Origin of the sequence: Aminobacter sp. MSH1 (assembly GCF_003071665.1) — a bacterium.
Classification (GTDB): domain Bacteria; phylum Pseudomonadota; class Alphaproteobacteria; order Rhizobiales; family Rhizobiaceae; genus Aminobacter; species Aminobacter niigataensis.
This window is the reverse complement of the sequence record NZ_CP026265.1, coordinates 1,333,754-1,358,070: the sequence shown is the minus strand read 5'-3', so window position 1 is coordinate 1,358,070 and position 24,317 is coordinate 1,333,754. Positions and strand designations below refer to the sequence as shown.

Below are 24,317 nucleotides of genomic sequence, written 5' to 3'. Positions count from 1 at the left end.
ACGGCGAGCGCGTTCCCTTGGGGGACGCGCTCCTACTCGCGTCCGAACGTAACGTCCCGGTTAGCCGAGCGGATCGACACCGAGAAGCCGGCCAGCACGTCGAGCAGCGCGATCACCATCAATATGAAGAAGACCGAGCTGGTGGCGCCGCGCACCAGCAGGAACTCGACCAGGAACGCAACGAAGACGAAGGTCGAGAGCAGGTGATCGACGACCGAAGCGCTGCCCGTGCGGGTCGCCTTGACGATCTCGACGAAGAAAAGCAGCAGCGCCACCACGATCAGCAGGTCGCCGAGAGTGAGCGCGAAACTGCCGCCCGACATCATTCCCAGCGTGAGAATCTCGGTAGCCCAGGGGTTGCCATCGGGGCCGCTGCCGAACAGGCCAGCGACGCCGGCATTGTAGAGAATGAAGGGGATGATCAGTAGGGGAATGCCCGCGAGCATGGACCGGTCTCCGCGTTGCGCCGGCACCTTCTAGAATCCCCGACCGCCTTGGCGTCAAGAGATTTCAGCACCATCCGGACACGCAAAAAGAAAGGACCGGCTTGAGCCGGTCCTTTCTTGATAGGCGTGCTAAGGAAAAGCTAGTTAGCTTTCCTTGGAAAAGCTGTCTCAGCTTTCCTTCGGCGTCAGAACCTGGCGACCACGATACATGCCGGTCTTCAGGTCGATGTGATGCGGACGGCGCATCTCGCCGGAATTCTTGTCCTCGACATAGGTCGGGGCCTTGAGCGCGTCGGCCGAGCGGCGCATGCCGCGCTTGGACGGGGAGGTTTTTCGTTTCGGAACAGCCATGGATATACTCCACCAATCGGTCAAATGACCCTGTCCGCCCTCGTGAAAGGGCCGCGCAAGGGCCGGAAACTGAGAAAGTTGGCGAGCCTATACACGGCGAGACGGAACTTGACCAGCCCGAAGCGACTCTTTTTTCGGTCGCGGCCAGCGTCTTCCTAGTTCAGACACTGGACGTAGGCACCGGCCTTGCCGGCCCGGCGCTCGATGACCGTCGCCAGGCGCCTCAGGCCCGGGCCGGCCTTGGCCGGGTTGCGTGCCGCCGGATTGGGCAATGTCACCGCAAGCAGCGCCGCCTGGCGGCGGGAAAGCTGGCTCGCCGGCTTGCCGAAATAATGCTGCGAGGCGGCCTCGATGCCGTAGATGTTGGGGCCCCATTCGGCGATGTTGAGATAGATTTCCATGATGCGGCGCTTCGGCACCAGGGCATCGAAATAGATCGCCAGCGGCAGCTCGACCACCTTGCGCAGGAAGGAGCGGCCGTTCCAGAGGAACAGGTTCTTAACAGTCTGCATCGGAATGGTCGAAGCGCCGCGGGTCGCCTCGCCGTCCAGGGCATCGCTGATGACGCCCTTGAGTTCGCCCAGGTCGACGCCGCGATGAGTGCAGAACTGCCCGTCCTCCGACATGATGACCGAATGCGCCAGCACCGGGGCGATGTCGTCGAGCGCCACCCATTGCCGGTCATAGCCCTGCAGGGTGACGAGGTCCTTGATCATCAAGGTCGAGATCGGGCGAACGACGGGCGGTATGTAGAGGACGGTCAGCACGACCGGCAGCGCGGCCATGATGGCGACAGTCAGAACGCCGAGCCGCACCCAGCGGCGCAGACCCCCACGCGAGAAAATCCCGCGTCGTGCAGCTGCCATGTCCAGCCTTTCGGTTTCCGGCTCTATGATCGGTTCCGCCAACCCGTCCGCCCTTGCCTATCAGCCTCTCGGCATAAAGGCGCTTGGCTTCTTGCGCAACGTCTGACTGTCGGCTACCGCTCGCCGCCATGACGAACGACAGCCATATCCTGTTCGAAACCGCCCTTCGTATGCGCGCCGACACCGTCGAGACCGAGCTCCGGCTTTTGCTCGACGACCGCATCCTGCCCGGCGAGATTGTGCGGCCCGCCCACCTGATGGCCGCCATGCGCCACGGCGCGCTCAACGGTGGCAAGCGGCTGCGGCCATTCCTTGTGCTGGAAAGTGCCGCGCTGTTCGACGCCGATGGCGACGCAGCCCTTCGTGTCGCCACGGCGCTCGAATGCGTGCACTGCTATTCGCTGATCCATGACGACCTGCCGGCGATGGACGACGACGACCTGCGTCGCGGCCAGCCCACCGTGCACAAGGCCTTCGACGAGGCGACCGCGATCCTGGCCGGTGACGGCCTCTTGACCCACGCCTTCGACATCATCGCCGACGAGACCACGCCGCTGCCGGCGGAACGGCGGGCGGCGCTGGTGCTGGCCCTGGCCCGTGCTGCGGGTCCCGGCGGCATGGTCGGCGGCCAGGCCCTCGACCTCGACGCCGAACGCAACAAGCCCGAAGAGGCCGGCATCATTCGCCTGCAGGCAATGAAGACCGGCGCGCTGATCCGCTTCGCCTGCGAGGCTGGTGCCATCATTGCCGGCGCATCCACGGCGGACCGCGAAAGGCTGGCCGAGTTCGGGTCGGCGATCGGCCTCGCCTTCCAGCTCGCCGACGATCTGCTCGACCTCACTGCCGATGCAGAAACCATGGGCAAGGCAACCGGCAAGGATGCCGCCGCCGGCAAGGCGACGCTGGTTTCGCTGCACGGTGCCGACTGGGCCCGGTCGCAGCTGTCCGGACTGGTCAGCCAGGCCCATGCCCTGCTTGAACCCTATGGCGAGCGCGCAATCATGCTCAAGGCGGCCGCAAGTTTCATCGCCGAACGCAACAGCTGATCCGGAAGCGGATCTTCAGGCACTACTTTGGCGACCAGTTTAGCGGGTCAGAAACTCTTAATGTTAATGGTGTCTATTCCGGCTCTGTAAAATTGTGCGTATGTGTTGGGGTTGCGCATGCCGGAGCACTCGTCGTTCATCCGTTCGATACGGATCAGATACCTTTCGGGTCTGCTGATCTTCGCGCTTACCTCGATGGCCGTGATGATGGCCTTCAGCCAGGGCAACGCCTACCGCCGCGACGTCGATGCCATCGCCAGCGAGCTCCTGTCGTTCACCCGCGACCTGCGCAACGCCACCAGCTTCGCCGAGACGACGACCACCGCCTGGCGCCCCGAAACCCGCGATGCCTTGATGGCTGCCGGGCGCAACCATGCGGCACGGCTCGAAGCCGGCATCGACAACCTGACCGGCGCCATCAACTCGGTACGGCCCCAGCTGGCGCAAAGCTCGTTGCGCGAGATCGACAGCGCCTCGGTCAACGGCGACCTGTTCTGGTCGGCACGCGATATCGCCCGCAATCTCGGTGCCCTGGCCACGGCCCAGAGCCCGGACGAATGGAGCTATCGCGAGATCCGCAACCAGAACGACCTGTTCGCCCAACCCATGCTGTTGCGCGCCAGTGCGGCAATGGAAAAGGAGCGCCGCTTTGCCGAGGCCCGCAGCGACAGGCTGCTGATGGCGGCGGCAGCCCTGCTGGTGCTGGTCATCGGCGGTGTCGCGGTCTGGGTCTTCCGGCCGATGGAACATGCCATCCGCAAGGCGTTTTCCGAAAGCGCCGAGTCGCTGTCGAAGGCTGAGGCCGCAGACCGCGCCAAGTCGGAGTTCCTCGCCAATATGAGCCACGAAATCCGCACGCCGATGAACGGCGTGCTCGGCATGGCTGAGCTGCTGGCCCGCACAGACCTGACCCCACGCCAGAAGACCTTTACCGATGTCATCGTCAAGTCGGGCAACGCGCTGCTCACCATCATCAACGACGTGCTCGACTTCTCCAAGATCAACGCCGGCCAGCTGACGCTCGACCCCGCCCCGTTCCATCTCGGCGAGGCGGTCGAGGACGTCGCCACGCTGATCTCTGCACGTGTCGCCGAAAAGAACCTCGAACTCATCGTCCGCATCGACCCGCGCCTGCCGACCCATGTAATGGGCGATGTCGGACGTTTCCGCCAGATCATCACCAACATGGTCGGCAACGCCGTGAAATTCACCGAGCGCGGTCATGTCCTGGTCGACGTCTCGGGCGAACTGGTCGGCGATACGGTGGCGCTGAAGGTGCGCGTCGAGGACACAGGCATCGGCATTCCCGCAGACAAGCTGCAGAGCGTGTTCGAAAAGTTCGCCCAAGTCGACGGCAGCTCGACCCGCCGCCACGAGGGCACTGGCCTCGGTCTTGCCATCGCCGCCCGCCTCGTTGACCTGATGAGCGGCCATATCGGCGTGGAAAGCGAGCTCGGCAAGGGCTCGGTGTTCTGGTTCACCGCCTTGCTGCCGCTGTACGAGGCGCAGCAGGCGAGCAGCGCGGTGCCGGTCGATGTCACCGGCGCGCGCGTGCTGGTCATCGACGACAACCCGGTCAACCGCGAGATCCTGCTCGAACAGCTGAAGAGCTGGGGCTTCGACTGCGCCGCCGCCGAAAGCGGCGCCATCGGCCTCGCATTCCTCGACCGCGCCGCCCAGCTCGGCGCCAGCGTCGACTGCGTCATCCTCGACTACCAGATGCCGGGCATGAACGGCGCCGACGTCGCCAAGGCGATCGCCGCCGACAGCCGCACAGCCTCCATACCCGTGGTGCTGCTGACTTCGGTCGACCAGGTCGATTTCGGCCGCATGGTGCTCGATTTCGGCATCGCCGCGCATTTGACCAAGCCGGCGCGCTCCGCCGTGCTGCTCGGCACGGTGATCGCAGCGGTGCAGAAGGCGCGGTCGCAGGCAGGCCGCACCGAGTTCGTGCGCGAGCCGGTCCGCCAAGCCTCGCCGGCCTTCACCGTCATCCGTGGCCCGGCGCCGGCGCCGCTCGCCCAGCCGGAACCGGCACCGCTGCAAAGCGGTGGGCTCGACGTGCTGGTAGCCGAGGACAACGAGGTCAACCAGTTGGTCTTCGGCCAGATCCTCTCCGGCCTGGGTCTCAGCCACCGCATCGCCGGCAACGGTCGCACCGCAGTCGAGATGTACCGCACCTTCAAGCCGAAGCTGATCCTGATGGATGTCTCGATGCCGGAGCTGAACGGCTACGAGGCGACGCGCGCCATCCGTGCCGAGGAAGCGGCTAATGGCAGCCGCACGCCGATCATCGGCGTGACCGCCCATGCGCTGAAGGGCGACCGCGAGAAGTGCCTTGACGCCGGCATGGACGACTACCTGCCCAAGCCGGTGTCGCCGGACAAGCTCGGCGCCAAGATCGGCACCTGGCTGAGCGAGAGCGCCGAACTGGTGCGGTCGGCCTGACGAGCGAGATCGATCGGCGCGGGATCCCGCGCCTTTATGACTTTCCTATTTCTTGGGGCGTTCGCCTCTCTCGAATCCTGATGTCGCAGCTTCTAGCTTCCCGAGCGTGCCGGACGGCGGCAATTCCTGCCGATCCGGCAAGCAACAAGGAAGACCGAGATGCTTCGCACCCACATTCCGGACCGGTTCGTCAGCTCTGAAGTCGCTGACACGGTCGGGCAGCAGGACAGGCCCGTTACGGGCCATACCGAGCCCTTCATGTTCACGCGGCTGTTCTTCGTCACGGGCGTCCTGCTCGCCAGCCTGGCGCTTGCCGCCATGCTTTCCAGTTGACGGCCGCCGGCCATGAACATCTCCGACGTCCTGCAGCCCGACGATGTCATCCTTGGCCTTCAGGTCGAAGGCAAGACGAGGCTTCTCAAGGAAATGGCACGGCACGCCGCAGCGCGCACCGGCGCCAGCGCCGCCGAAATCACGACGGCGCTGGCGTCACGCGAAAAGCTCGGCTCCACCGGGTTGGGACAAGGCATTGCCATCCCACACGCAAAGCTGAGCGGCCTGCAGAGACCGTTCGGCGCCTTCGTCCGGCTGGTAACGCCCTGCCCTTTCGAGGCCATCGATGACCAGGATGTCGATATCGTCGTGCTCTTGCTTTTGCCGGAAGCCGCGCCGCGTGAATATCTCAATCTGCTGTCCAGGATCGCCCGGACGCTGCGCGAGCCCGGTCTGGTGGCAAGACTGCGCCAGGAAAACGATGCCGCAATCGTCTATCGTCGTCTGCTCGCCGCCGAGCGAACGCCATCGGCCGCCTGTAGGGGCTTCAGCGGTTCCTGACGACGAGGCAGGAACCGCCGACGCTGCGCAGCTTCTGGCAGACGACCGCAGCCTCGCCGCGATCGTCGGCGCCGATGCGAACGGCATAGATGCCGCGGCGGCCGATCGGCGTCCGCACCCGGCTGACGACGGGGTCATGCGATGAAAGCAGCGCCGGGAAGCGCCTTTCGAGGCGCTGCCATTGCTTGATGGCCGCCGAGCGGCGGAAATTACCCGCGACCTGGATGCCCCAGGGCTTCACATGCACGCTCGCCATGGCGACCGTCGACGACATGATGACCGGCAAATTGCGGCAGGCGACGATGAACGCCATCTTCGGATCGAGCGGCCGGTTGGTGCCGGCATAGCTCTTGTCGGAAAAGTTGTCGGCCGGCTCGCCCATGATGTCGAGCACGTAGTCCTCTGTTTCGAGCGGCAGGAAGCCACCCGACGACAGCCAGCGTGCGACGCGGTTTTCGCCGGCATTATAGGCCGCGGCCGCCAGTCCGAGATTGCCGAAGCCCGATCTGAGTTCGCCGAGATAGCGCGCCGAGGCGGGGATCGCCTGATCCATGTCGAAGGGATTGGCGAGGCCGCGCATGCGAGCGGTACCGGGCATGAACTGGGCTATGCCTTCGGCGCCCGCCGGGCTGACCGCGTTCGGGTCGAAGCGGCTTTCCTTCCAGATCAGCCGGGCGAAGAACTCGCTGGGCAGGCCATGGCGCCTGGCGTGGGTGTCGATCAGGTCGCAGACGCGGGCGACATGATCCTTCTTGCGCGGGCGCGGCGGATCGGCGAGCGATGGCACACACAGGGCCAAGGTGACGAGGAAAGCCAGCGCTGTCCCCGCCAGGCTGCGCATCTTTATTCGGCCGCCGCCCTGCCGCCGCCGAAGCGCCGCTCGATATAGTCGGCAACCATCTTCTCGAAATCGGCGGCGATGGCGGGGCCACGCAGGGTGGCGGCCTTCTTGCCGTCGATGAAGACGGGCGCGGACGGCGTTTCGCCGGTACCGGGCAGCGAGATGCCGATATCGGCATGCTTGGATTCGCCCGGCCCGTTGACGATGCAGCCCATCACCGCGACCTTGAGCTCCTCGACGCCGGGATATTTCTCGCGCCAGACCGGCATGTTCTTGCGCAGGTCTTCCTGGATGGTCAGGGCCAGCTCCTGGAACACCGTCGAGGTGGTGCGGCCGCAGCCCGGGCAGGCCGCGACGATCGGCACGAACTGGCGGAAGCCCATGGTCTGGAGCAGTTCCTGCGACACCTGCACCTCGCGGGTGCGGTCGCCATTCGGCTCGGGTGTCAGCGAGATGCGGATGGTGTCGCCGATGCCTTGCTGCAAAAGGATGCCCATGGCCGCCGAAGAGGCAACGATGCCCTTGGAGCCCATGCCGGCCTCGGTCAGGCCGAGATGCAACGCATGGTCGGAGCGGGCGGCAAGCATGGTGTAGACGGCGATCAGATCCTGCACCTGGCTGACCTTGGCCGACAGGATGATCTTGTCGCGCGAAAGTCCGATCTCCTCGGCAAGGTCGGCCGAGATCAGCGCCGACTGCACGATCGCCTCGCGCATCACCTGGTTGGCGGTGAGCGGCGAACCCTTCTCCTGGTTCTCGTCCATCAGCCTGGTCAAAAGGTCCTGGTCGAGCGAACCCCAGTTGACGCCGATGCGGACCGGCTTGTCGTGGCGGATCGCCATCTCGACGATATCGGCGAACTGCTTGTCCTTCTTGTCCTTGAAGCCGACATTGCCCGGATTGATGCGGTATTTCGCCAGCGCCTCTGCGCAAGCCGGATGGTCGGCCAGAAGCTTGTGGCCGATATAGTGGAAGTCGCCGACCAGCGGCACGTCGATGCCGAGGCGGGCCAGCCGGTCGCGGATATGCGGGACGGCGGCAGCGCTCTCGTCGCGGTCGACTGTGATGCGTACGATCTCCGAGCCGGCCCGATGCAGCGCCGCCACCTGGGCCACCGTCTTGTCGATGTCGGCGGTGTCGGTGTTGGTCATCGACTGCACGACGACCGGAGCCTCGCCGCCGACGATCACGCCGCCGACGCTGACGCCAACCGATTGGCGGCGGGGAAAGGGAGAAGAAAAGTAGCCAGTCATCGGACGGCCTTCTTAAGCTCGAGATATCAGCGCCTTAGGTGGCGCGCACTGGTTGCGATGTCAATATCGCAGGAGGTCGCGCCCGCCAAGGGCGGCCGTCACTAGCCCGCAATCACGATGATTTCAGGGCTGTCAGGACCTGCGGGCGAACGATCCCAGTCGCCATACCATTCGACCTCGGCGAAACCGGCCCGGGCGAGCGCTTCTGCCAGTTGGTCATGCTCGATGAAGCGCAACTCGCTCGGCGTCGCAACCTTGTCGCCATCGGCAAATCCGAAATGCGTCTCGAAGCGAACGAACTGGCCTTCGACCGAGGTCACGTCGTAGTGGACATCGACCGGGCCGACACCATCCAACTCCACACGCGTGGACGTGTCTGCAGCCGTCCATTCTTCCCATTCGCGCACTGCCGGATTGCGCGTCTCGAAGACCAGTCGGCCGTTCGGCGCGAGATGACGGCGCAGATTGGCCAGCGTCGCGGCGATGGCTTCATCGGTGAGGAACACCTGAAACACGTGGCCGGTCATGACGATCAGGTCGAAGCGTGTGTCCGTCGCAAGTCCGGCCGCGTCGCTTTCGATCCACGCAACCACATCGCCTCCAGGCCTTGCGCGGGCGATGGCCATCATGCCGGCGGCCGGATCGGCACCTGTTACCCTGTGGCCGCGGCGGGCAAATTCGACAGCGAGCAGGCCGGTGCCGCAGCCCATGTCGAGGATCGTCCTGGGACTGTCGCCAGCGACATCGAGATAAAAATCCGTGTCCCTGCCGGCAGGATTGAGGGCGTCATAGACGGAGGCAAGGCGCAGGTCGCTATAGCTCTGGTCGGTCATGGCGCGATGAGTGGCCAACCGCACTGTCCTTGTCAACGAACGAGATCTGCTCCACCTCGCCGACCCGCTTAACAGCAACGGCGATTGGGCTATGATGGGGTCATTCCATGGGGGGATGCCATGCCGATGATGCTTCGCGGACCCGCACTGTCGCTCGCCCTTGCGTTCGGCCTGTTTGTCGCCGGACAGGCTTTTGCCCAGGCCATCGAGCCCGGCAAGGAAGGCGAACTTGCCAATTTCATTCCACCGCAGGCAGGGGCACGCGCCTGCTTCGGCCGCGTCTATGATGCCGCGCATCTGAAGAACCACCCAAAGCAGCAGGTGACGGAAATGCAGTTCCGTATCGCCTACTACATCCACGATCCGGACGAGTTCGCGCCCAAGGGCCAGCGCAACTACTATTTCCAGATCCTGGCCAGGCTGCGCGATGCTCAACAAGGCAAGCCGCTGACCGCCATGGGCGAGTGCAGCGTGGCGGACGACGGCAAGTCTATCTTTTGCGGCGTCGACTGCGACGGCGGCGGCGTGATCGTCAAACGAAACGGCGCCGACAAGGTGCTAGTCGATCTCGAGGCGCTCGGGCGGCTGCGCATGACGCTCGATTGCGGCGAGGACGAAGCCAATGCGTTCGAGCTGACGCCGGGCGCGGACGACAAGCGTTTCCTGTTGTCGAAAATGCCTCAAGCCAAGTGCCCGGCCTACGACGACTGGTAGGGTTCAACGGGCTGCTCGCCCCACAATTTCACGAAACCGTGCTGCGGCGATGCTTTTATTGCGCCGCACAGCACGTATATGTTGCATCGCAATATAGGCATTTCGGAAGGACTCCCTCGTCATGACCACGACCAGAACCGCCATCGTCACCGGCTCGACCTCCGGCATCGGCCTCGCCATTGCCGAGGCATTCGCCAGGGACGGTTTGAACGTCGTCCTCAATTCCTTCTCGGATACGCCGGCCGACCATGCCCTGGCGGAAAAGCTCGCCAAGGAACACAAGGCTGCGGTCGTCTACATCAAGGCCGACATGTCCAAGGGTGCGGAGTGCCGCGACCTCGTCGCCAAGGCCGCCGCGCGGTTCGGCTCGGTCGACGTTCTGGTCAACAATGCCGGCATCCAGCATGTCGCGCCGGTCGAAGAATTCCCGACCGCGAAGTGGGATGCGATCATCGCCATCAACCTGACCTCGGCGTTCCATACGACAGCAGCCGCGATTCCCTTGATGAAGAAGGCCAGTGGCGGCCGCATCATCAACATCGCCTCCGCCCACGGCCTGGTCGCCTCGGCCTACAAGTCGGCCTACGTTTCGGCCAAGCACGGCATCATGGGCCTGACCAAGACCGTCGCGCTCGAGGTCGCTCGGGAAAAGATCACTTGCAACGCCATCTGCCCGGGCTATGTGCTGACCCCGCTGGTCGAGGCGCAGATCCCGGACCAGATGAACGCGCACGGCATGGACCGCGAGACGGTGATCCGCGAGGTCATGCTCGACCGCCAGCCGACCAAGGAATTCGTCACCGTGGAGGAGATCGCGGCGACCGCAGTCTTCCTTGCCTCGCCGGCAGCCGCACAGATAAACGGCACGCACATCTCGGTCGACGGTGGCTGGACCGCCCAGTGACCGCCCAAAAGGAACAACACGCCATGACTGGAAACGGCAAGGCGGAGGAGACAAAGCCGATCAACATCGCGCTGCAGGGCGGCGGCTCGCACGGCGCCTTCTCCTGGGGCGTGCTCGATCGCCTGCTGGAAGACGGGCGCCTCGACATCAAGGCGATGTCAGGCACCAGCGCAGGCGCGATGAACGCGGTCGCGCTTGCTGACGGCTGGGTCCGCAGCGGTGCCGACGGCGCCCGCGCCAAGCTCGCTGACTTCTGGCGCGCGGTCGCCCGCAAGGGCCGCTTCAGCCCGGTGCAGCGCTCGCCTTGGGATATGTTGTGGGGCAACTGGTCGATCGAGAACACGCCCGGCTACATCTGGTTCGACACCATGTCGCGGGTGTTCTCGCCCTATGTCGCCAACCCGATGAACCTCAACCCGCTGCGCGACGTCGTTGCCGAAGAGATCGACTTCCGCAATGTGAGGGCCTGCAAGGAAATCGACCTGTTCATCTCGGCCACCAATGTCGAGACCGGTCAGCTGCGCGTCTTCAGCGACGGCGAGATCGACCTCGACACCGTCATGGCCTCGGCCTGCTTGCCGCAGATCTTCCAGGCCGTCGAGATCAAGGGCGTGCCTTACTGGGATGGCGGCTACGGCGGCAATCCGGCGATCTATCCGTTCTTCAAGGCCAACGACAGCGACGACGTGCTGCTTGTCCAGATCAACCCCGTGATCCGCGAGCAGACGCCGAAGACGGCCAACGAAATCCAGAACCGCATTGACGAGATTACCTTCAACGCCGGACTCCTGCGCGAATTCCGCGCCATTGCCTTCATCAAGGAACTGATCGCTGCAGGGCGCTTGCCGGAAGGTGAATTCCGCGACATCCGCATGCATCGCATCGATGCCGACGAGGCCTTCAAGGATCTTTCGGCGTCCTCGAAGGTCAATGCCGAATGGGCATTCCTCGAATACTTGCGCGACCTTGGCCGCACATCGGCTAGCGACTGGCTGGAAGACAACTTTGATTCGGTCGGCAAGCGTGCCACGCTCGACCTGTCCGGGCAGCTCGACGACGGTTTCAAGCCGTTGCGCGGACCTTCCGTCGGCCGCCGCGTACGTGAATTCCTGGCCACCAGAACGAGACCGGCTGCCGTGCGGCAACACAACTAGGCCGGGAAACCGGGGCTTTCCGCGGCAGCAACCGCAGCGTGCTGACAGCTCCTGCCAGTTTTGTCAGGATGATATTTCCATTACTTTTTATCACTATTTTGCGATGCACATTTGATGTAGAAGACGCCCTTCTGCCCCTTTGCCCCCGCGGCGGATTGAATGCGGCATTGCGCGCCACCATATCGGGACGACGCGCCAGGCAAGATCGCGGTGAGCCGCAACCGTCCTTAATGGATATAGCGACAATGTCGAAGATTAGGTTCCATAAGCTTGCAGCCTTGGTCGTGCTCGTCGGTTTCGCCGCCTGGATGGGCACCGGCAAATTCTCGTCGGTGGGCAGTGCACAGCCATCTCCTGATGAAAAGCCTGTTCAGACCGAACAGCCCAAGGCGCCGCTGCGCACCGTGATGGTCGTGGCGCCACCGCGACTGGACCATGCCCGTGCGATACGTATCTCGGGCCAGACCGAGGCCAACAAGCGTGCGACACTGGCAACGCGTGCCGCCGGCATAATTGCCGAACTGCCGGTCAAACAGGGCGATCACATCAAGCAAGGCGACCTTGTACTGATGCTCGACGCCGAGGAAAAGACTGCCGCCGTCGACACAGCCAAGGCCGTGCTCGTCCAGCGCAAGGCTGAATGGGAAGCCACCGAAAAGCTGATGAAGGCCGGCTCGGTCGCGAAATTGCAGGCCGATAGCGCATGGTCCAACTACCAGACCGCGCTGTCGCAGCTGCAGGCGGCGGAGTCCGAACTGTCGCGCAACCAGGTCAAGGCGCCTTTCGACGGCGTCGTCGACCGCGTTGCGGTGGAGCTTGGCTCCTCCGTCATCCAGGGCGGCGAAGTGGCCACGATCCTGAACCTCGATCCGATCCTGGGCAAAGGCGAGATCAGCGAACGCGACCTGCGCTACGTCAAGATCGGCGACGAAGCGGAAGTAAAGCTGGTCAATGGCGAGGTCGTGACAGGCAAGGTGCGCTACATCAGCCGTGACGCCACGTCCCAGACCCGCACCTTCCCGGTGGAGATCGCCATCCCGAACGCCGATGGCGCGATCCCCGCCGGCATGACTGCCGAGATTACGGTGCGCGCCAAGCCGGTGGATGCCGTGATGCTCCCACGTTCGGTGGTGACGCTGGGCGAAAATGGCGACCTCGGCATCCGCGCCGTCGATGGCGCCTCGAAGGTGGTCTTCTACCCGATCGACCTTGTCGACGACACGCAGAACGGGCTGGTGCTCGGCGGCATTCCTGCCACAGCACAGATCATCATCGCCGGCCAGGACCTGGTCAAGGAAGGCGACGAGGTGAAGGCCGAACCGGCCAACGAGGCCGTACTTAAGAAGCTCGCCGAAGATGCGACCGGGACGCAGTAAAAAATGGATATCGTCAAGCTTGCGATCCGCAATGCGCGACTGACCCTTTCGGTCCTGCTTTTCCTCGTTATCGCCGGTACGCTCGCGTACCGTGCCGTGCCGAAGGAAGCCGAGCCGGACGTCGCCATTCCGATTATGTATGTCAGCCTCGTCTATCAGGGTATCTCGCCTGAGGACGCCGAGCGCCTGCTGCTGAGACCGGTCGAGTCACAGCTCAAGAACCTCAAGGGGCTCAAGGAGATGAAGTCGAACGCCTATCAGGGCGGCGCCAACGTCATCGTCGAGTTCGACCCGTCGGTGGATCTGGGTGACGCCCTGATCGACACTCGCAACAAGGTGCAGGATGCCAAGCGCGACCTGCCGGCCGGCGTCGAGGAGCCGACGGTCAACGAAGTGAACCTGTCGGAGTTTCCGGTCCTGGTCGTCACCCTGTCGGGCGACGTGCCCGAGCGGGCGCTGACCGCTGCCGCCAAGGTGTTGCGCGACCAGATCGAGGAAGTGCCAGGCGTGCTCGAAGGCACGCTGCAGGGCTCGCGCGACGAACTCGTCGAGGCGATCATCGATCCGGTCAAGCTGTCGTCCTATGGCCTGCAGCTCGACCAGATGATCCAGGGCATCGGCCAGTCCAACAGCCTTGTCGCCGCTGGCGCCATCGAAGGCTCGGAAGGCAAATACGCCGTCAAGGTGCCGGCACTGATCGAAACGCCGGAGGACGTGGCGCGCCTGCCCGTGGTGGCGACGCCGAATGCCGTCGTGCGCGTCCAGGATCTGGCCACGGTCCGCTCGACCTTCAAGGATGCCGAGACGATCACCCGTCTCGACGGCAAGCCGGCAATCGCCATCGAGGTCAAGAAGCGCATCGGCGCCAACATCGTCGAGACGATCGACGGTGCAAAGGCCGTCGCCGACGCGTTCGTCAAGACTGCGCCGGAAGGCATGAAGGTCACCTACACCCAGGACAAGTCGGTCTTCGTCAACCAGCTGCTGAACGACCTGCAGAACCACGTGCTGATTGCCGTCATCCTGGTCTTCATCGTCATCCTCTATGCGCTGTCGGGCCGGGCTTCGCTGCTGATCGGCCTCGCCATCCCGTCGTCGTTCCTGATGGGCATCCTGGCGCTGGCGCTGATGGGCTACACGATCAACATGATCGTGCTCTTCAGCCTGATCCTGGCCGTCGGCATGCTGGTCGACGATGCGATCATCGTCACCGAATTCGCCGAACGGCGCATGTCGGAAGGCATGCCCAAGGAAGAGGCGTTCGAACTGGCCGCCAAGCGCATGGCAGGTCCCGTCATTGCCGCCACCATGACCCGTATCGCGGCGTTCTCGCCGCTGCTGTTCTGGCCCGGCATCATCGGCGACTTCATGAAGTATCTGCCGATCACGCTGATCGTCACGCTGGCAGCGTCGATGGCCTATGCGCTTATCTTCGCGCCGACCATCGGCGCCCTGTTCGCCAAGGCACCGAAGCATCATGAGGACGACCTCAAGGACGGCGTCTACATGGGGGTCGTCAAGAAAGCGGTCACCTATCCGATCACCGCGCTGGTGCTGACGGTGGCCCTGCTCACCGGCGGCACCTATGCCTATGTCAAGTTCGGCAACGGCGTGGAGTTCTTCCCGACGGTCGAGCCAGACTATGGCTTGCTCTACGTCCATGCGCGCGGCAACCTCTCGCTCGCAGAGATGGACGCCGCCACGCTCGAGGCCGAAAAGCGGATCCTCGGCTGGCCGGGCATCAAATCGGTGTACACCCGCTCCGGCAAGAGCCGCGGCGGCCAGGACATCCCCGAAGACGTCGTCGGCGTGATCCAGTATGAGTTCGTCGACTGGCGCGAACGCAAATCGGCGCACGTCATCCTCGACGAACTGCGCGCCACGATGGCCGGCATCCCGGGTGTGGACGTCGAAGTCCGCGTTCCTGACGCGGGACCGCCGACCGGCAAGGCGATCCAGGTGCAGCTCGCGGCCGTCGACCCGACGGGCCTCAACGACTACGCCAAGGACGTCGCGGCGGCGGTCGCCAAGGTACCCGGCGTCATCGACATCTCCGACGGCCTGCCTCCGCCCGGTATCGACTGGGCGCTGGAAGTCGACCGTTCCAAGGCGGCCCAGTATGGCGTCAGCCCGACGGCGGTCGGTACCGTCGTGCAGCTCGTGACCACCGGTCTCAAGCTCACCGACTATCGCCCGGCCGGCGCCGACGATGCCGTCGACATCCGGCTGCGGCTGCCGGAGGACCGCCGCACGCTTGCCGCGCTCGACCAGTTGCGCATCGTCACCCCGCAAGGCTCGGTGCCGATCTCGAACTTCGTCTCGCGCAAGCCCGAGCCGACGGTCGGTGTCCTGAACCGCATCGACGCCAAGCGTACGATCACCATTCAGGGCAACGTCGCCTCCGGTTACCAGGTTGCCGCGGTGCAGGCCGAGGTCACCAAGGTGGTCGAGCAGATGGCCCAGCCGGGAATCGACTGGAAGCTGGCCGGCTCCAACGAGGACAGTGCCGAGGCCAGTGCGTTCCTCGGCAACGCCTTCGGCGCGGCGATCTTCCTGATCTTCATCGTGCTCCTGGCGCAGTTCAACAAGTTCACCAGCGTCATCCTGGTGCTGACCTGCGTTGTCATGGCGACGGTGGGTGCGCTGCTCGGCATGCTGTTGACCGGCCAGTCCTTCGTCATCGTCATGTCGGGCATCGGCATGATCGCGCTGGCGGGCGTGGTGGTGAACAACAACATCGTGCTGATCGACACCTATGACAGGTTGCGCGACGAAGGCTGGAACAAGCTCGACGCCGTGCTCCAGACGTGCCGTGAGCGTGCCCGTCCGGTGGTTCTGACGGCGTTGTCTGCGATCCTCGGGGTGCTGCCCATCGCATTCGGGCTTGGCCTGGAGATCTTCCATCATGAGACGACGATCAATGCGCCGTCGACCCAGTGGTGGATCGCGCTGTCGTCGGCGATCGTCTTCGGCCTGTCCTTCGCCACCGTGCTGACGCTGGTGGTGACGCCGGCGATGCTGATGGTGTTCACCCGCGAGAAGCGCAAGCCGGGCCAGCGCGGCTGGTTCGGCAGGCTGTTCAGCTGGGGCAAGGATCGCATCTCCAAGGGAACCGCCAAGTCGGCGGAAACCAAGGATGCCGAACCTGAGGTCGCCTTCCCCAAGGCCGCCGAATAAACATTCTGCAATCAGGTTGAAAAAGGCCGCCCGGAACGACCGGGCGGCCTTTTGCGTTGCTGCCTTGATGCAACACGAAATTGCGAGGCACCAACAATGACCATCTCGACGCTGCTTTTGATCATCCTGATCCTGATCCTGCTCGGCGCAGTGCCCGCATGGCCCCATTCCCGCGGCTGGGGCTACGGCCCCTCCGGTATCGTCGGCGTGTTGCTCGTCGTGCTTCTGGTGCTGATGCTGATGGGCCGCATCTGACCGCACTGGCCGGCGGCCTTGCTGCGATCGAAGCGGCGCAGGCTCAAAGCTGCGCGCGTTGATGCTGGACCAGGGGGCGGCCGAAAAGCGAGCCTCCTCGGGCCGTAACGCTAGAGTGAGAGGGTCTGCTATTCGGCCGGCGCAGTCTGAGGCATGGCCCTGAAATCGGCATGACGGGCCAGCCCCGCCATCAGGCAGACGACCACCAGGAACCCCGACAACGTCACGAAGACAGGCGCGAAGCCGACATGCCCGGCAACGAAACCGATTCCCGAGGGGGCAACCAATATGCCGGAATAACCCATGGTCGTGACGACGCTCATGCCGATGTTTGACGGCACGCCCGGCTGGTTGCCGGCGGCGGAAAAGGCAATCGGCACCATGTTGGCGACGCCCAGCCCGCAGAAGGCGAATGCCGCGATTGCGACCCATGGGTTCGGCGCAAGCCCCGCCGCGAGCATGCCGCACGCCGCGATGAGCGCCGACACGCGCAGCGTCGTCACCGCGCCGAAGCGGTTGCGCACGCCGTCGCCGAGAAACCGCATCAGGGCCATGATGCCGGAGAAGGCGGCGAACGCAAAGCCAGCGGTGGCAATGTCGGCGCCGAGTTCCTGCTTGAGATAGAGCGCTGCCCAATCGAGCACGGCGCCTTCCGGGATCATCGAAAACAGCGCCATGATGCCGACCAGGTAGATGGTGGGAAGTCGCGGCAAGCGGAAGTGATGGTGCTCATGCGCCACCGGCTTGTCCTCGCCGATCAGGTGAGGCAGGGCGAATGCCGTCATCGCCGCGGCCGCGACGGTGACGAACATCGCATGCGGCAGATGACCGAAACTGAGGATGAAGATGCCGCCAAGCCCTCCGCCGGCAAAGCCGCCAAGGCTCCAGAAACCATGCGACGACGACATGATCGCGCGCGACAGCTTCCTTTCGACCACCACCGCGTTGGCGTTCATCGCCACGTCCATGGCGCCGATCGAGCCGCCGAAGATGAACATCGTGACGGCCGCCACCCAGACATTTGGCGAGAGCACCACCAGGAGCAGGGCAAAGACCACGATCCAGGCAAAGCCGATCACCACCGGCCGCGAACCCCGCTTGGTCATCAGGTAGCCGGAGAAGGGCATTGCCGTCAGCGCACCGAGACCGAACACCAGGATCAGCAGGCCGAGCACGAACTCGCTGATCTCGAGCCGCGTCAGCAGCAGCGGGATCTGCGGCGCCCAGCTTCCGGTGATGAAACCGTTGATGAAGAAAGCAGCAGCTACGGCCCAGCGGGCCCGGCTGGCAGGGGCGGTTGTGTCGGTGGCGTCCATCGCCGCGTCTCCTAGCACATGGGTCCGACACCTGAAATCGATTTCAGATCAGCGTGAGCGGCGGATTCAAATGTTACCGCGCTTGCACCGGAAGGTGTGCGCAGATGTCGGGTCACCATGAATTTAAATCGATTTAGCATAGGCTCAAGCTGTAAGTGGAGGCAATCATTGGGCCAGACGGTTAACCAAGGTTAATTTTTGCCCGAATTCCGTCCAATAGCCGTTGTACGCGAACTTTCGAGGAATGGCGGCGGACAGGCAACACTCTCCGCTCGCGCGCTTGGTTCCGCTCTATGCATGCTTGCGCGGGTTGGGGGTCGATGCCGGCTGGACGCCGGGTCGCACCGTTGTGGAGTGTTGTACCATGAATACCCTAGCTTTCCGGCGCGCCGGAATACCAAGTCGCCTGGCCGAGCAACTGCGCCAGTCGGGCGCCAGCCTGCCCTCCAGATCAGGCATCGCGCTCGTGGTGGGCGCAGCCGCAGTGGCGGTCGCGCTGGCCGGTTACCTGATCATAGGCACTTCGGAGCCGGACCCGACCCAGACGGCTGCCGTGCCGCCCCGCGTGACGCAGCCCCAACCGGTCAGCCCCGCGCCTGTTGCGCAAGATGAGAAGCCGGCCGCCACAGTCCAGCCCAGCCAACCCGCATCGTCGAAACTGGCGGCAGCCCCACTGATTTCAGGGGAGACGCCGAAGGCCCAATTCAGCCCTTCACCGCCCATCGCGTCCAACGTGCCGGACAGCGCGACGGGACCGGACGAGCGCAGTTCTGGCACCGTCGCCCTGGCCGATACAAGCGTGCCGGCGACCGCCGAGGCTCCCGATACCTCCGACACGGCGTCGATTGTCCCTGACGGCCTGCGCGGAACGCTGGACGTGCAGGTTGCCGAAACCGAGGCGGAAATAGCGATGCTCGAAGCATCGACCGGAATGATCGACGCGACCGCAGCCGTCGAAGGGCCCCTGCCCGACATGAGCCCGGCCAAGGCCGCGAAATATGCCAACCTGCGCGACGGCCCAGCCGATGAAGCCAAGGTGATCGTGGTGGTGCCGGCAAATGCCGCCATAGAAGCCGAGACCGGCTGCAACTGGTGCACGGTCGTCTACAACGGCCAGCGCGGCTACATGTTCAAGAGCCTGATCCGCCGCAGCGTCAAGGAAGAGGCCGCCGCCGGCCAGGGCTTGTTCTAGACCGGAAGCAGGACAGGCCGGGCGACGTCGAACGTACCCGGCCTGCACTTGTCAGCCGTAGACGACGAGCAGGTCCTTGGCGTCGATCTGGTCGCCGGCGCGCACCAGCACTTCGGCGATCGTGCCGTCGCGCTCGGCGTGCAGTGCGGTTTCCATCTTCATCGCCTCGATCGACAGCAGCACGTCGCCGGCCTTGATGGGCTGGCCGGCCGCGACGGCGAGCGTCGAGACGACACCCGGCATCGGCGCGCCGATATGGGCATCATTGCCGGGCTCTGCCTTGCGCCTTGCCTTGGACGCGGATGCGCCATGCGCCCGATCCGGCACCTTGACGCGGCGCGGCTGGCCGTTGAGTTCGAAGAACACCGTCACCATGCCCTTTTCGTCGACATCGCCGACGGCGAGGCAGCGGATGACCAGCGTCTTGCCCTTCTCGATGTCGACGAAGACCTCGTCCTCGGGCTTCATGCCGTAGAAATAGACCGGCGTCGGCAGCACGCTGACCGGGCCATAATTGTCCTGCGCGCCGACGAAGTCCGAGAACACCTTCGGGTACATCAGGAAGGAAGCGAACTCGTTTTCCGAGAGCTTGCGGCCGAGCTTGGTCTCGACGTCGCTTCGGTTGGCCTTGAGATCGGCCGCCTTGAGCAGCGAACCGGGGCGAGCGATGATCGGCTTCTCGCCCTTCAGCACCTTCTTCTGCAACGCTGCCGGCCAGCCGCCGGGCGACTGGCCGAGATCTCCGCGCAGCATCGACACGACCGAGTCCGGGAAGGCAATGTCCTTGGCCGGGCTCTCGACATCGGCGACGGTGAGTTCCTGGCTCACCATCATCAGTGCCATGTCGCCGACCACCTTCGACGACGGCGTCACCTTGACGATGTCGCCGAACATCAGGTTGACGTCGTGATAGGCCTGCGCCACCTCGTGCCAGCGGGTTTCGAGGCCGAGCGAGCGCGCCTGCTCCTTGAGGTTGGTGAACTGGCCGCCCGGCATCTCATGCAGGTAGACTTCCGAGGCCGGCCCCTTCAAGTCGCTCTCGAAGGCCGCATACTGGTTGCGCACGGCTTCCCAATAAAACGAGATGCGGCGGATCCATTCGGGCGCCAGGCCCGGATCGCGATCTGAGCCACGCAGCGCCTCGACGATCGAGCCCAGGCAAGGCTGCGAGGTATTGCCCGAAAAGGCATCCATCGCCGCGTCGATGGCATCGACACCGCTTTCCACCGCAGCCAGCACCGTTGCCGCCGACAGGCCCGACGTGTCGTGTGTGTGGAAATGGATCGGCAGGTCGGTCGCCTCGCGCAACGCCTTGAACAGCACCCGCGCCGCCGCCGGCTTGAGCAGGCCGGCCATGTCCTTGACGGCAATGATGTGAGCGCCGGCGGCCTCGAGTTCCTTGGCCAGCCCGACGTAATATTTGAGATCGTACTTGGCGCGATTCGGATCGAGGATATCGCCGGTGTAGCAGATTGCCGCTTCGCACAGCTTGCCCTCGGCGCCTACCGCATCCATCGACACGCGCATGTTGTCGACCCAGTTCAGGCAGTCGAAGACGCGGAACAGGTCGACGCCACCGGCCGCCGCCTGGCGCACGAAATGCTGGACGACATTGTCGGGGTAGTTGGTGTAGCCGACGCCGTTGGCGCCGCGCAGCAGCATCTGCAGCAGGATGTTCGGTGCCGCCTGGCGCACCTTGTCCAGCCGCTCCCACGGATCCTCGGTCAGGAAGCGCATGGCGACGTCGAAAGTCGCCCCACCCCAGCATTCGAGCGACAGGAGCTGCGGCAGCGCCCGTGCGTAGGTGCCTGCGATCCTGGCGATGTCATGGGTGCGGACACGGGTGGCGAGCAGCGACTGATGGCCATCGCGCATCGTCGTGTCGGTGATCAGCACCTGCTTCTGGCCGCGCATCCAGGCGGCGAATTTCTCCGGGCCAAGATCATCGAGCCGCTGCTTGGTGCCGTCCGGGATCGGGCCGGTGAACCAAGGCACCACCGGCGCAGCCGCTTCCGGGTTGGGCAGTGCGCGGCCACGCGTTTCCGGGTGGCCGTTGACGGTAACGTCGGCGAGATAGTTGAGCAGCTTGGTGGCGCGGTCCTGGCGCTTGACCTGGGCGAACAGTTCCGGCGTCGAGTCGATGAACCTCGTCGTATAAGAATTGTCGTGGAAGGCCGGGTGCGTGATGATCGCCTCGAGGAAGGTCAGGTTGGTCGCCACCCCGCGGATACGGAACTCGCGCAGTGCCCGGTGCATGCGCGCGATGGTCTCGTGCGGTGTCGGCGCCCAGGCCGTGACCTTCTCCAGCAGCGGGTCATAGAAACGAGTGATGACCGCGCCCGAATAGGCCGTGCCGCCGTCGAGGCGGATGCCGAAGCCGGTGGCACCGCGATAGGCGGTGATGCGGCCATAGTCGGGAATGAAGTTCTGCTCCGGATCCTCGGTCGTGATGCGGCACTGCAGCGCGTGGCCGTTCAGCCTGATGTCGGCCTGGACAGGCACGCCCGATTCCGGCGTACCGATGGCGAAGCCGTCGAGGATGTGGATCTGCGCCTTGACGATGTCGATGCCGGTCACCTGCTCGGTGACGGTGTGCTCCACCTGGATACGCGGATTGACCTCGATGAAATAGAACTTGCCGGTATCGGCGTCCTGCAGGAACTCGACCGTGCCGGCGCCGATATAGGCGGTGTCTCGCGCAAGCTTGAGGGCATAACCACACAGCTCCTGGCGCAGTTCCTCGCTGAGATAGGGCGCAGGCGCACGCTCGACGACCTTCTGGTTGCGGCGCTGGATCGAGCAGTCGCGCTCGAACAGGTGTACCGCATTGCCATGCGTGTCGCCGAGGATCTGCACTTCGACGTGGCGGGCACGCTCGATCAGTTTCTCCAGATAGACCTCGTCCTTGCCGAACGCCGCCTTGGCCTCGCGCTTGCCTTCCACCACTTCGCGGACGAGGTCGGCCTCGCTCCGAATGGCGCGCATGCCGCGGCCGCCGCCGCCCCATGACGCCTTGAGCATGACCGGATAGCCGACCTGGGCGGCAAGCCTCTTCACCTCGTCCATGTCGTCAGGCAGAGGATCAGTGGCTGGAATGACCGGCACGCCGACTTCGATCGCCAGATTGCGCGCGGCAACCTTGTTGCCAAGCCGGCGCATCGTTTCGGCCTTCGGTCCGATAAACGTGATGCCGTTTGCAGCGCAGGCATCGACGAACTCGGGGCTTTCCGACAACAGGCCGTAGCCGGGATGGATCGCGTCGGCGCCCGACAATTTGGCGACGCGCATGATTTCTTCGATCGACAGGTAGCTTTCGATCGGCCCCATGTCCTTGGCAAGATGCGGACCGCGCCCGACCTGGTAGCTTTCGTCGGCCTTGAAGCGATGAAGCGAGTATTTGTCCTCTTCAGCCCAGATCGCCACGGTTTTGATGCCCAGCTCGTTGGCCGCGCGGAACACGCGAATGGCAATTTCGGATCGGTTGGCGACGAGGATCTTGCTGATCGGCACGAAAACACTCCAGAAACCGGATATTTAAGAGGCGGCGCATGATTAGCGGGAAAATGCTGCGGTGCAACCGAAATCACACCCCTCTAAATCGATTTAATTTCCGCAGCGTCAGATAGATATTTTTTCCACGGCCACAAAAAAATGCCCGGCGCAAAGCGCCGGGCATCGATCAGTTAGCTGTGCTGGAGAATTACTTCTGCTGCACGTAGGTGTACTTGCCGTCGGCACCCTTCTGCCACTCGTACATGACATAGCCGGGGAGCTTCGGATCGCCCTTCTCGTCGAAGGAGATATCGCCGAGCGCCGTCTTGAACGGGCCCTTCTCCTTGAGAGCCTTGGCCACTTCCTGCGTGTCGATCGAGCCGGCAGCAGCGGCGGCCGCTGCGATCGACTGCATCGCGGCATAAGAGTAGAGCGTGTAGGCTTCCGGCTCGAAGCCAGCGGCGCGGAATTTCTCGACCAGATCCTTGTTCTCGGGGATCAGGCGGGGGTCCGGGCCGAAGGTGTTGAGCGTGCCGGCAACGGCGTCGCCAGCGATCGAGGCGAGTTCGTTGGAGACGATGCCGTCACCCGAAACGAGCGTTGCCTTGAGGCCCTGGTCGGCCGACTGGCGGATGATCAGGCCGGCTTCGGTGTGAAGACCGCCCCAGTAGATGATCGAAACGCCGGCTTCCTTCATCTTGGCGATGAGCGCCGAGAAGTCCTTGTCGCCGATGTTGACGCCTTCATACATGACTTCGGTGACGCCCGCGGCGTTCATCGCCTTCTTGGTTTCGTCAGCGAGGCCCTGGCCGTAAGGCGTCTTGTCGTGGATGACGGCGATCTTGGCGTCCTTGAACTTCTCAGCGAGGTACGCACCGGCAATGCCGCCCTGCTGGTCGTCGCGGCCGCAGGTGCGGAACACGTTCCACAGGCCACGCTCGGTGAAGGTCGGGTTGGTCGCCGCCGGGGTGACTTCGAGGATCCCGTTCTCGGCGTAGACTTCCGAGGCCGGGATCGAAACGCCCGAGTTGAAGTGGCCGACCACGAACTTGACGCCGTCAGCGACGAACTTGTTGGCAACCGAGATGCCCTGCTTCGGATCGGAGACGTCGTCGCCGACAACAAGCTTGATCTGCTCGCCGTTGATGCCGCCAGCCGCGTTGATGTCGGCGACCGCCTGCTCAGCGCCCTTCTGGAGTTGCGCACCAAAGGCCGCGTTCGGGCCGGTGATCGGACCGGCGACGCCGACCAGGATATCGGCCCATGCGCTGCCGCTGAACGCTACGAGCGCGGTCAGCGCAACAGCCGACAAAAGTGACTTTTTCATTGAAACACTCCCATTAATTGAGTGGGCGTGGAGTTTCTTTCGTGCGATGCCCACCCATATCGCAGAAAGGTGAGTTTGCCGATTTTCCGGCAGTTGTCACGCCGATTCATTGGCGAACCGGCGTCGATATTGAAGTTCTGGTGTTCAGGACTTCGATTTCCAAGAAAGCGGCGATACCTTTTCATAAAGCCAGTTGTATTGCGTCACCATCTGGTTGGTGCGGGTGTATTTATATCCAAGGATTGCAAACGCCATCAGCACGATAGTGTCGACGATGTAATATTGCAGCGTGAACATCGTGCCGTCGAACAGCGCGTGATGGATGAAGCGAACCGCAATGCCAAGGCCCAGAATGTAAAGCACCAGCTGGCCGTAGCTGCGCCATGTCTGGGCGCAGGCGCGGCCTGTCATCCAGGCCGCCCATCCGCCCAGGAGGCAGGTGACGAAAAAGAACTGCCAGATCGAGGGTTCCTCGTAGAGAATGCCCTGCAT

At 64.0% G+C, this 24,317-nt stretch carries 21 protein-coding genes; 11 read left to right on the top strand and 10 right to left on the bottom strand.

Features of this window, described 5'->3' with window-relative positions:
• Positions 1–32: 32 nt before the first annotated feature.
• The 3 genes from CO731_RS06630 to mtgA form a co-directional block, all read right to left on the bottom strand.
• Entirely contained in the window at positions 33–446 is a 414-nt protein-coding gene (locus tag CO731_RS06630; protein WP_108606486.1) for a hypothetical protein, read from the bottom strand.
• Positions 447–614: 168 nt separating this feature from the next.
• Positions 615–797: a 50S ribosomal protein L32 gene (gene rpmF / locus CO731_RS06625; RefSeq protein WP_008834724.1), complete on the bottom strand. Its 183-nt coding sequence runs from the start codon at positions 795–797 to the stop codon at positions 615–617.
• Between the two features lie 155 nt (positions 798–952).
• A complete protein-coding gene (gene mtgA, locus CO731_RS06620) occupies positions 953–1,663 on the bottom strand; it encodes a monofunctional biosynthetic peptidoglycan transglycosylase (protein ID WP_108606485.1) in 711 nt (236 codons plus the stop codon).
• A 128-nt stretch (positions 1,664–1,791) separates the two neighbouring features.
• On the opposite strand from mtgA, the gene CO731_RS06615 reads away from it, so the two are divergent.
• From CO731_RS06615 to CO731_RS06605, 4 genes are all read left to right on the top strand, one after another.
• Positions 1,792–2,709 (top strand): polyprenyl synthetase family protein, encoded by a 918-nt coding sequence (locus tag CO731_RS06615; protein ID WP_108606484.1) that lies wholly within the window; start codon positions 1,792–1,794, stop codon positions 2,707–2,709.
• Positions 2,710–2,826: 117 nt separating this feature from the next.
• Positions 2,827–5,157 carry a response regulator gene (locus CO731_RS06610; protein WP_108606483.1) on the top strand — a complete coding sequence of 777 codons (2,331 nt, stop codon included), beginning with the start codon at positions 2,827–2,829 and terminating at the stop codon, positions 5,155–5,157.
• A gap of 159 nt (positions 5,158–5,316) precedes the next feature.
• Positions 5,317–5,490 carry a hypothetical protein gene (locus tag CO731_RS28615; RefSeq protein ID WP_159091578.1) on the top strand — a complete coding sequence of 58 codons (174 nt, stop codon included), beginning with the start codon at positions 5,317–5,319 and terminating at the stop codon, positions 5,488–5,490.
• Between the two features lie 12 nt (positions 5,491–5,502).
• Positions 5,503–5,991, top strand: a complete 489-nt coding sequence (locus tag CO731_RS06605) for a PTS sugar transporter subunit IIA (protein WP_108606482.1) — start codon at positions 5,503–5,505, stop codon at positions 5,989–5,991.
• Here CO731_RS06605 and CO731_RS06600 read toward each other — a convergent pair.
• The 3 genes from CO731_RS06600 to CO731_RS06590 form a co-directional block, all read right to left on the bottom strand.
• Positions 5,978–6,832 (bottom strand): lytic transglycosylase domain-containing protein, encoded by an 855-nt coding sequence (locus CO731_RS06600; RefSeq protein ID WP_108606481.1) that lies wholly within the window; start codon positions 6,830–6,832, stop codon positions 5,978–5,980. The genes CO731_RS06605 and CO731_RS06600 overlap by 14 nt on opposite strands.
• 2 nt (positions 6,833–6,834) lie before the next feature.
• Positions 6,835–8,085, bottom strand: coding sequence for a flavodoxin-dependent (E)-4-hydroxy-3-methylbut-2-enyl-diphosphate synthase (gene ispG / locus CO731_RS06595; protein ID WP_108606480.1), 1,251 nt, complete (start codon positions 8,083–8,085; stop codon positions 6,835–6,837).
• 101 nt (positions 8,086–8,186) lie between these two features.
• Entirely contained in the window at positions 8,187–8,936 is a 750-nt protein-coding gene (locus tag CO731_RS06590; RefSeq protein ID WP_199914571.1) for a class I SAM-dependent methyltransferase, read from the bottom strand.
• Between the two features lie 102 nt (positions 8,937–9,038).
• Between CO731_RS06590 and CO731_RS06585 the strand changes: the two genes are divergently transcribed.
• The 6 genes from CO731_RS06585 (at position 9,039) to CO731_RS06560 (ending at position 16,498) form a co-directional block, all read left to right on the top strand.
• Positions 9,039–9,632: a hypothetical protein gene (locus tag CO731_RS06585; protein WP_108606478.1), complete on the top strand. Its 594-nt coding sequence runs from the start codon at positions 9,039–9,041 to the stop codon at positions 9,630–9,632.
• A 121-nt stretch (positions 9,633–9,753) separates the two neighbouring features.
• Positions 9,754–10,536, top strand: coding sequence for a 3-hydroxybutyrate dehydrogenase (locus tag CO731_RS06580; RefSeq protein WP_108606477.1), 783 nt, complete (start codon positions 9,754–9,756; stop codon positions 10,534–10,536).
• Positions 10,537–10,559: 23 nt separating this feature from the next.
• The gene (locus tag CO731_RS06575) at positions 10,560–11,690 is read left to right on the top strand and encodes a patatin-like phospholipase family protein (RefSeq protein WP_108609670.1); all 1,131 of its coding nucleotides are present in this window, start codon (positions 10,560–10,562) and stop codon (positions 11,688–11,690) included.
• Positions 11,691–11,935: 245 nt separating this feature from the next.
• The gene (locus CO731_RS06570; RefSeq protein WP_108609669.1) at positions 11,936–13,066 is read left to right on the top strand and encodes an efflux RND transporter periplasmic adaptor subunit; all 1,131 of its coding nucleotides are present in this window, start codon (positions 11,936–11,938) and stop codon (positions 13,064–13,066) included.
• A gap of 3 nt (positions 13,067–13,069) precedes the next feature.
• Positions 13,070–16,243 carry an efflux RND transporter permease subunit gene (locus CO731_RS06565; RefSeq protein ID WP_108606476.1) on the top strand — a complete coding sequence of 1,058 codons (3,174 nt, stop codon included), beginning with the start codon at positions 13,070–13,072 and terminating at the stop codon, positions 16,241–16,243.
• A 96-nt stretch (positions 16,244–16,339) separates the two neighbouring features.
• Positions 16,340–16,498, top strand: a complete 159-nt coding sequence (locus tag CO731_RS06560; protein ID WP_108606475.1) for a DUF3309 family protein — start codon at positions 16,340–16,342, stop codon at positions 16,496–16,498.
• 128 nt (positions 16,499–16,626) lie between these two features.
• On the opposite strand, the gene CO731_RS06555 is transcribed toward CO731_RS06560, so the two are convergent.
• On the bottom strand, positions 16,627–17,814 hold the full coding sequence (locus CO731_RS06555; RefSeq protein WP_108606474.1) for an MFS transporter: 1,188 nt from the start codon (positions 17,812–17,814) through the stop codon (positions 16,627–16,629).
• A 364-nt stretch (positions 17,815–18,178) separates the two neighbouring features.
• On the opposite strand from CO731_RS06555, the gene CO731_RS06550 reads away from it, so the two are divergent.
• Positions 18,179–19,006, top strand: a complete 828-nt coding sequence (locus CO731_RS06550; RefSeq protein WP_159091577.1) for an SH3 domain-containing protein — start codon at positions 18,179–18,181, stop codon at positions 19,004–19,006.
• A gap of 51 nt (positions 19,007–19,057) precedes the next feature.
• Here CO731_RS06550 and pyc read toward each other — a convergent pair whose 3' ends face one another.
• From pyc to CO731_RS06535, 3 genes are all read right to left on the bottom strand, one after another.
• A complete protein-coding gene (gene pyc, locus CO731_RS06545) occupies positions 19,058–22,516 on the bottom strand; it encodes a pyruvate carboxylase (RefSeq protein WP_108606472.1) in 3,459 nt (1,152 codons plus the stop codon).
• Between the two features lie 190 nt (positions 22,517–22,706).
• Complete coding sequence (locus CO731_RS06540; RefSeq protein ID WP_108606471.1) at positions 22,707–23,825, bottom strand: branched-chain amino acid ABC transporter substrate-binding protein; 1,119 nt, start codon at positions 23,823–23,825, stop codon at positions 22,707–22,709.
• A 144-nt stretch (positions 23,826–23,969) separates the two neighbouring features.
• On the bottom strand, positions 23,970–24,317 hold the full coding sequence (locus CO731_RS06535; protein ID WP_108606470.1) for a DUF6867 family protein: 348 nt from the start codon (positions 24,315–24,317) through the stop codon (positions 23,970–23,972).

Excerpts from the sequence above, each read along its gene's own strand:
- CO731_RS06615 (WP_108606484.1), top strand. The coding sequence starts at position 1,792 with ATGACGAACGACAGCCATATCCTGTTCGAAACCGCCCTTCGTATGCGC.
- CO731_RS06580 (WP_108606477.1), top strand. The coding sequence starts at position 9,754 with ATGACCACGACCAGAACCGCCATCGTCACCGGCTCGACCTCCGGCATC.
- rpmF (WP_008834724.1), bottom strand. The coding sequence starts at position 797 with ATGGCTGTTCCGAAACGAAAAACCTCCCCGTCCAAGCGCGGCATGCGC.
- ispG (WP_108606480.1), bottom strand. The coding sequence starts at position 8,085 with ATGACTGGCTACTTTTCTTCTCCCTTTCCCCGCCGCCAATCGGTTGGC.
- CO731_RS06585 (WP_108606478.1), top strand. The coding sequence starts at position 9,039 with ATGCCGATGATGCTTCGCGGACCCGCACTGTCGCTCGCCCTTGCGTTC.
- CO731_RS06610 (WP_108606483.1), top strand. The coding sequence starts at position 2,827 with ATGCCGGAGCACTCGTCGTTCATCCGTTCGATACGGATCAGATACCTT.
- CO731_RS06570 (WP_108609669.1), top strand. The coding sequence starts at position 11,936 with ATGTCGAAGATTAGGTTCCATAAGCTTGCAGCCTTGGTCGTGCTCGTC.
- CO731_RS28615 (WP_159091578.1), top strand. The coding sequence starts at position 5,317 with ATGCTTCGCACCCACATTCCGGACCGGTTCGTCAGCTCTGAAGTCGCT.
- CO731_RS06540 (WP_108606471.1), bottom strand. The coding sequence starts at position 23,825 with ATGAAAAAGTCACTTTTGTCGGCTGTTGCGCTGACCGCGCTCGTAGCG.
- CO731_RS06565 (WP_108606476.1), top strand. The coding sequence starts at position 13,070 with ATGGATATCGTCAAGCTTGCGATCCGCAATGCGCGACTGACCCTTTCG.
- CO731_RS06575 (WP_108609670.1), top strand. The coding sequence starts at position 10,560 with ATGACTGGAAACGGCAAGGCGGAGGAGACAAAGCCGATCAACATCGCG.
- CO731_RS06560 (WP_108606475.1), top strand. The coding sequence starts at position 16,340 with ATGACCATCTCGACGCTGCTTTTGATCATCCTGATCCTGATCCTGCTC.
- mtgA (WP_108606485.1), bottom strand. The coding sequence starts at position 1,663 with ATGGCAGCTGCACGACGCGGGATTTTCTCGCGTGGGGGTCTGCGCCGC.
- CO731_RS06550 (WP_159091577.1), top strand. The coding sequence starts at position 18,179 with ATGAATACCCTAGCTTTCCGGCGCGCCGGAATACCAAGTCGCCTGGCC.
- CO731_RS06630 (WP_108606486.1), bottom strand. The coding sequence starts at position 446 with ATGCTCGCGGGCATTCCCCTACTGATCATCCCCTTCATTCTCTACAAT.
- CO731_RS06605 (WP_108606482.1), top strand. The coding sequence starts at position 5,503 with ATGAACATCTCCGACGTCCTGCAGCCCGACGATGTCATCCTTGGCCTT.
- CO731_RS06555 (WP_108606474.1), bottom strand. The coding sequence starts at position 17,814 with ATGGACGCCACCGACACAACCGCCCCTGCCAGCCGGGCCCGCTGGGCC.
- CO731_RS06600 (WP_108606481.1), bottom strand. The coding sequence starts at position 6,832 with ATGCGCAGCCTGGCGGGGACAGCGCTGGCTTTCCTCGTCACCTTGGCC.
- CO731_RS06535 (WP_108606470.1), bottom strand. The coding sequence starts at position 24,317 with ATGCAGGGCATTCTCTACGAGGAACCCTCGATCTGGCAGTTCTTTTTC.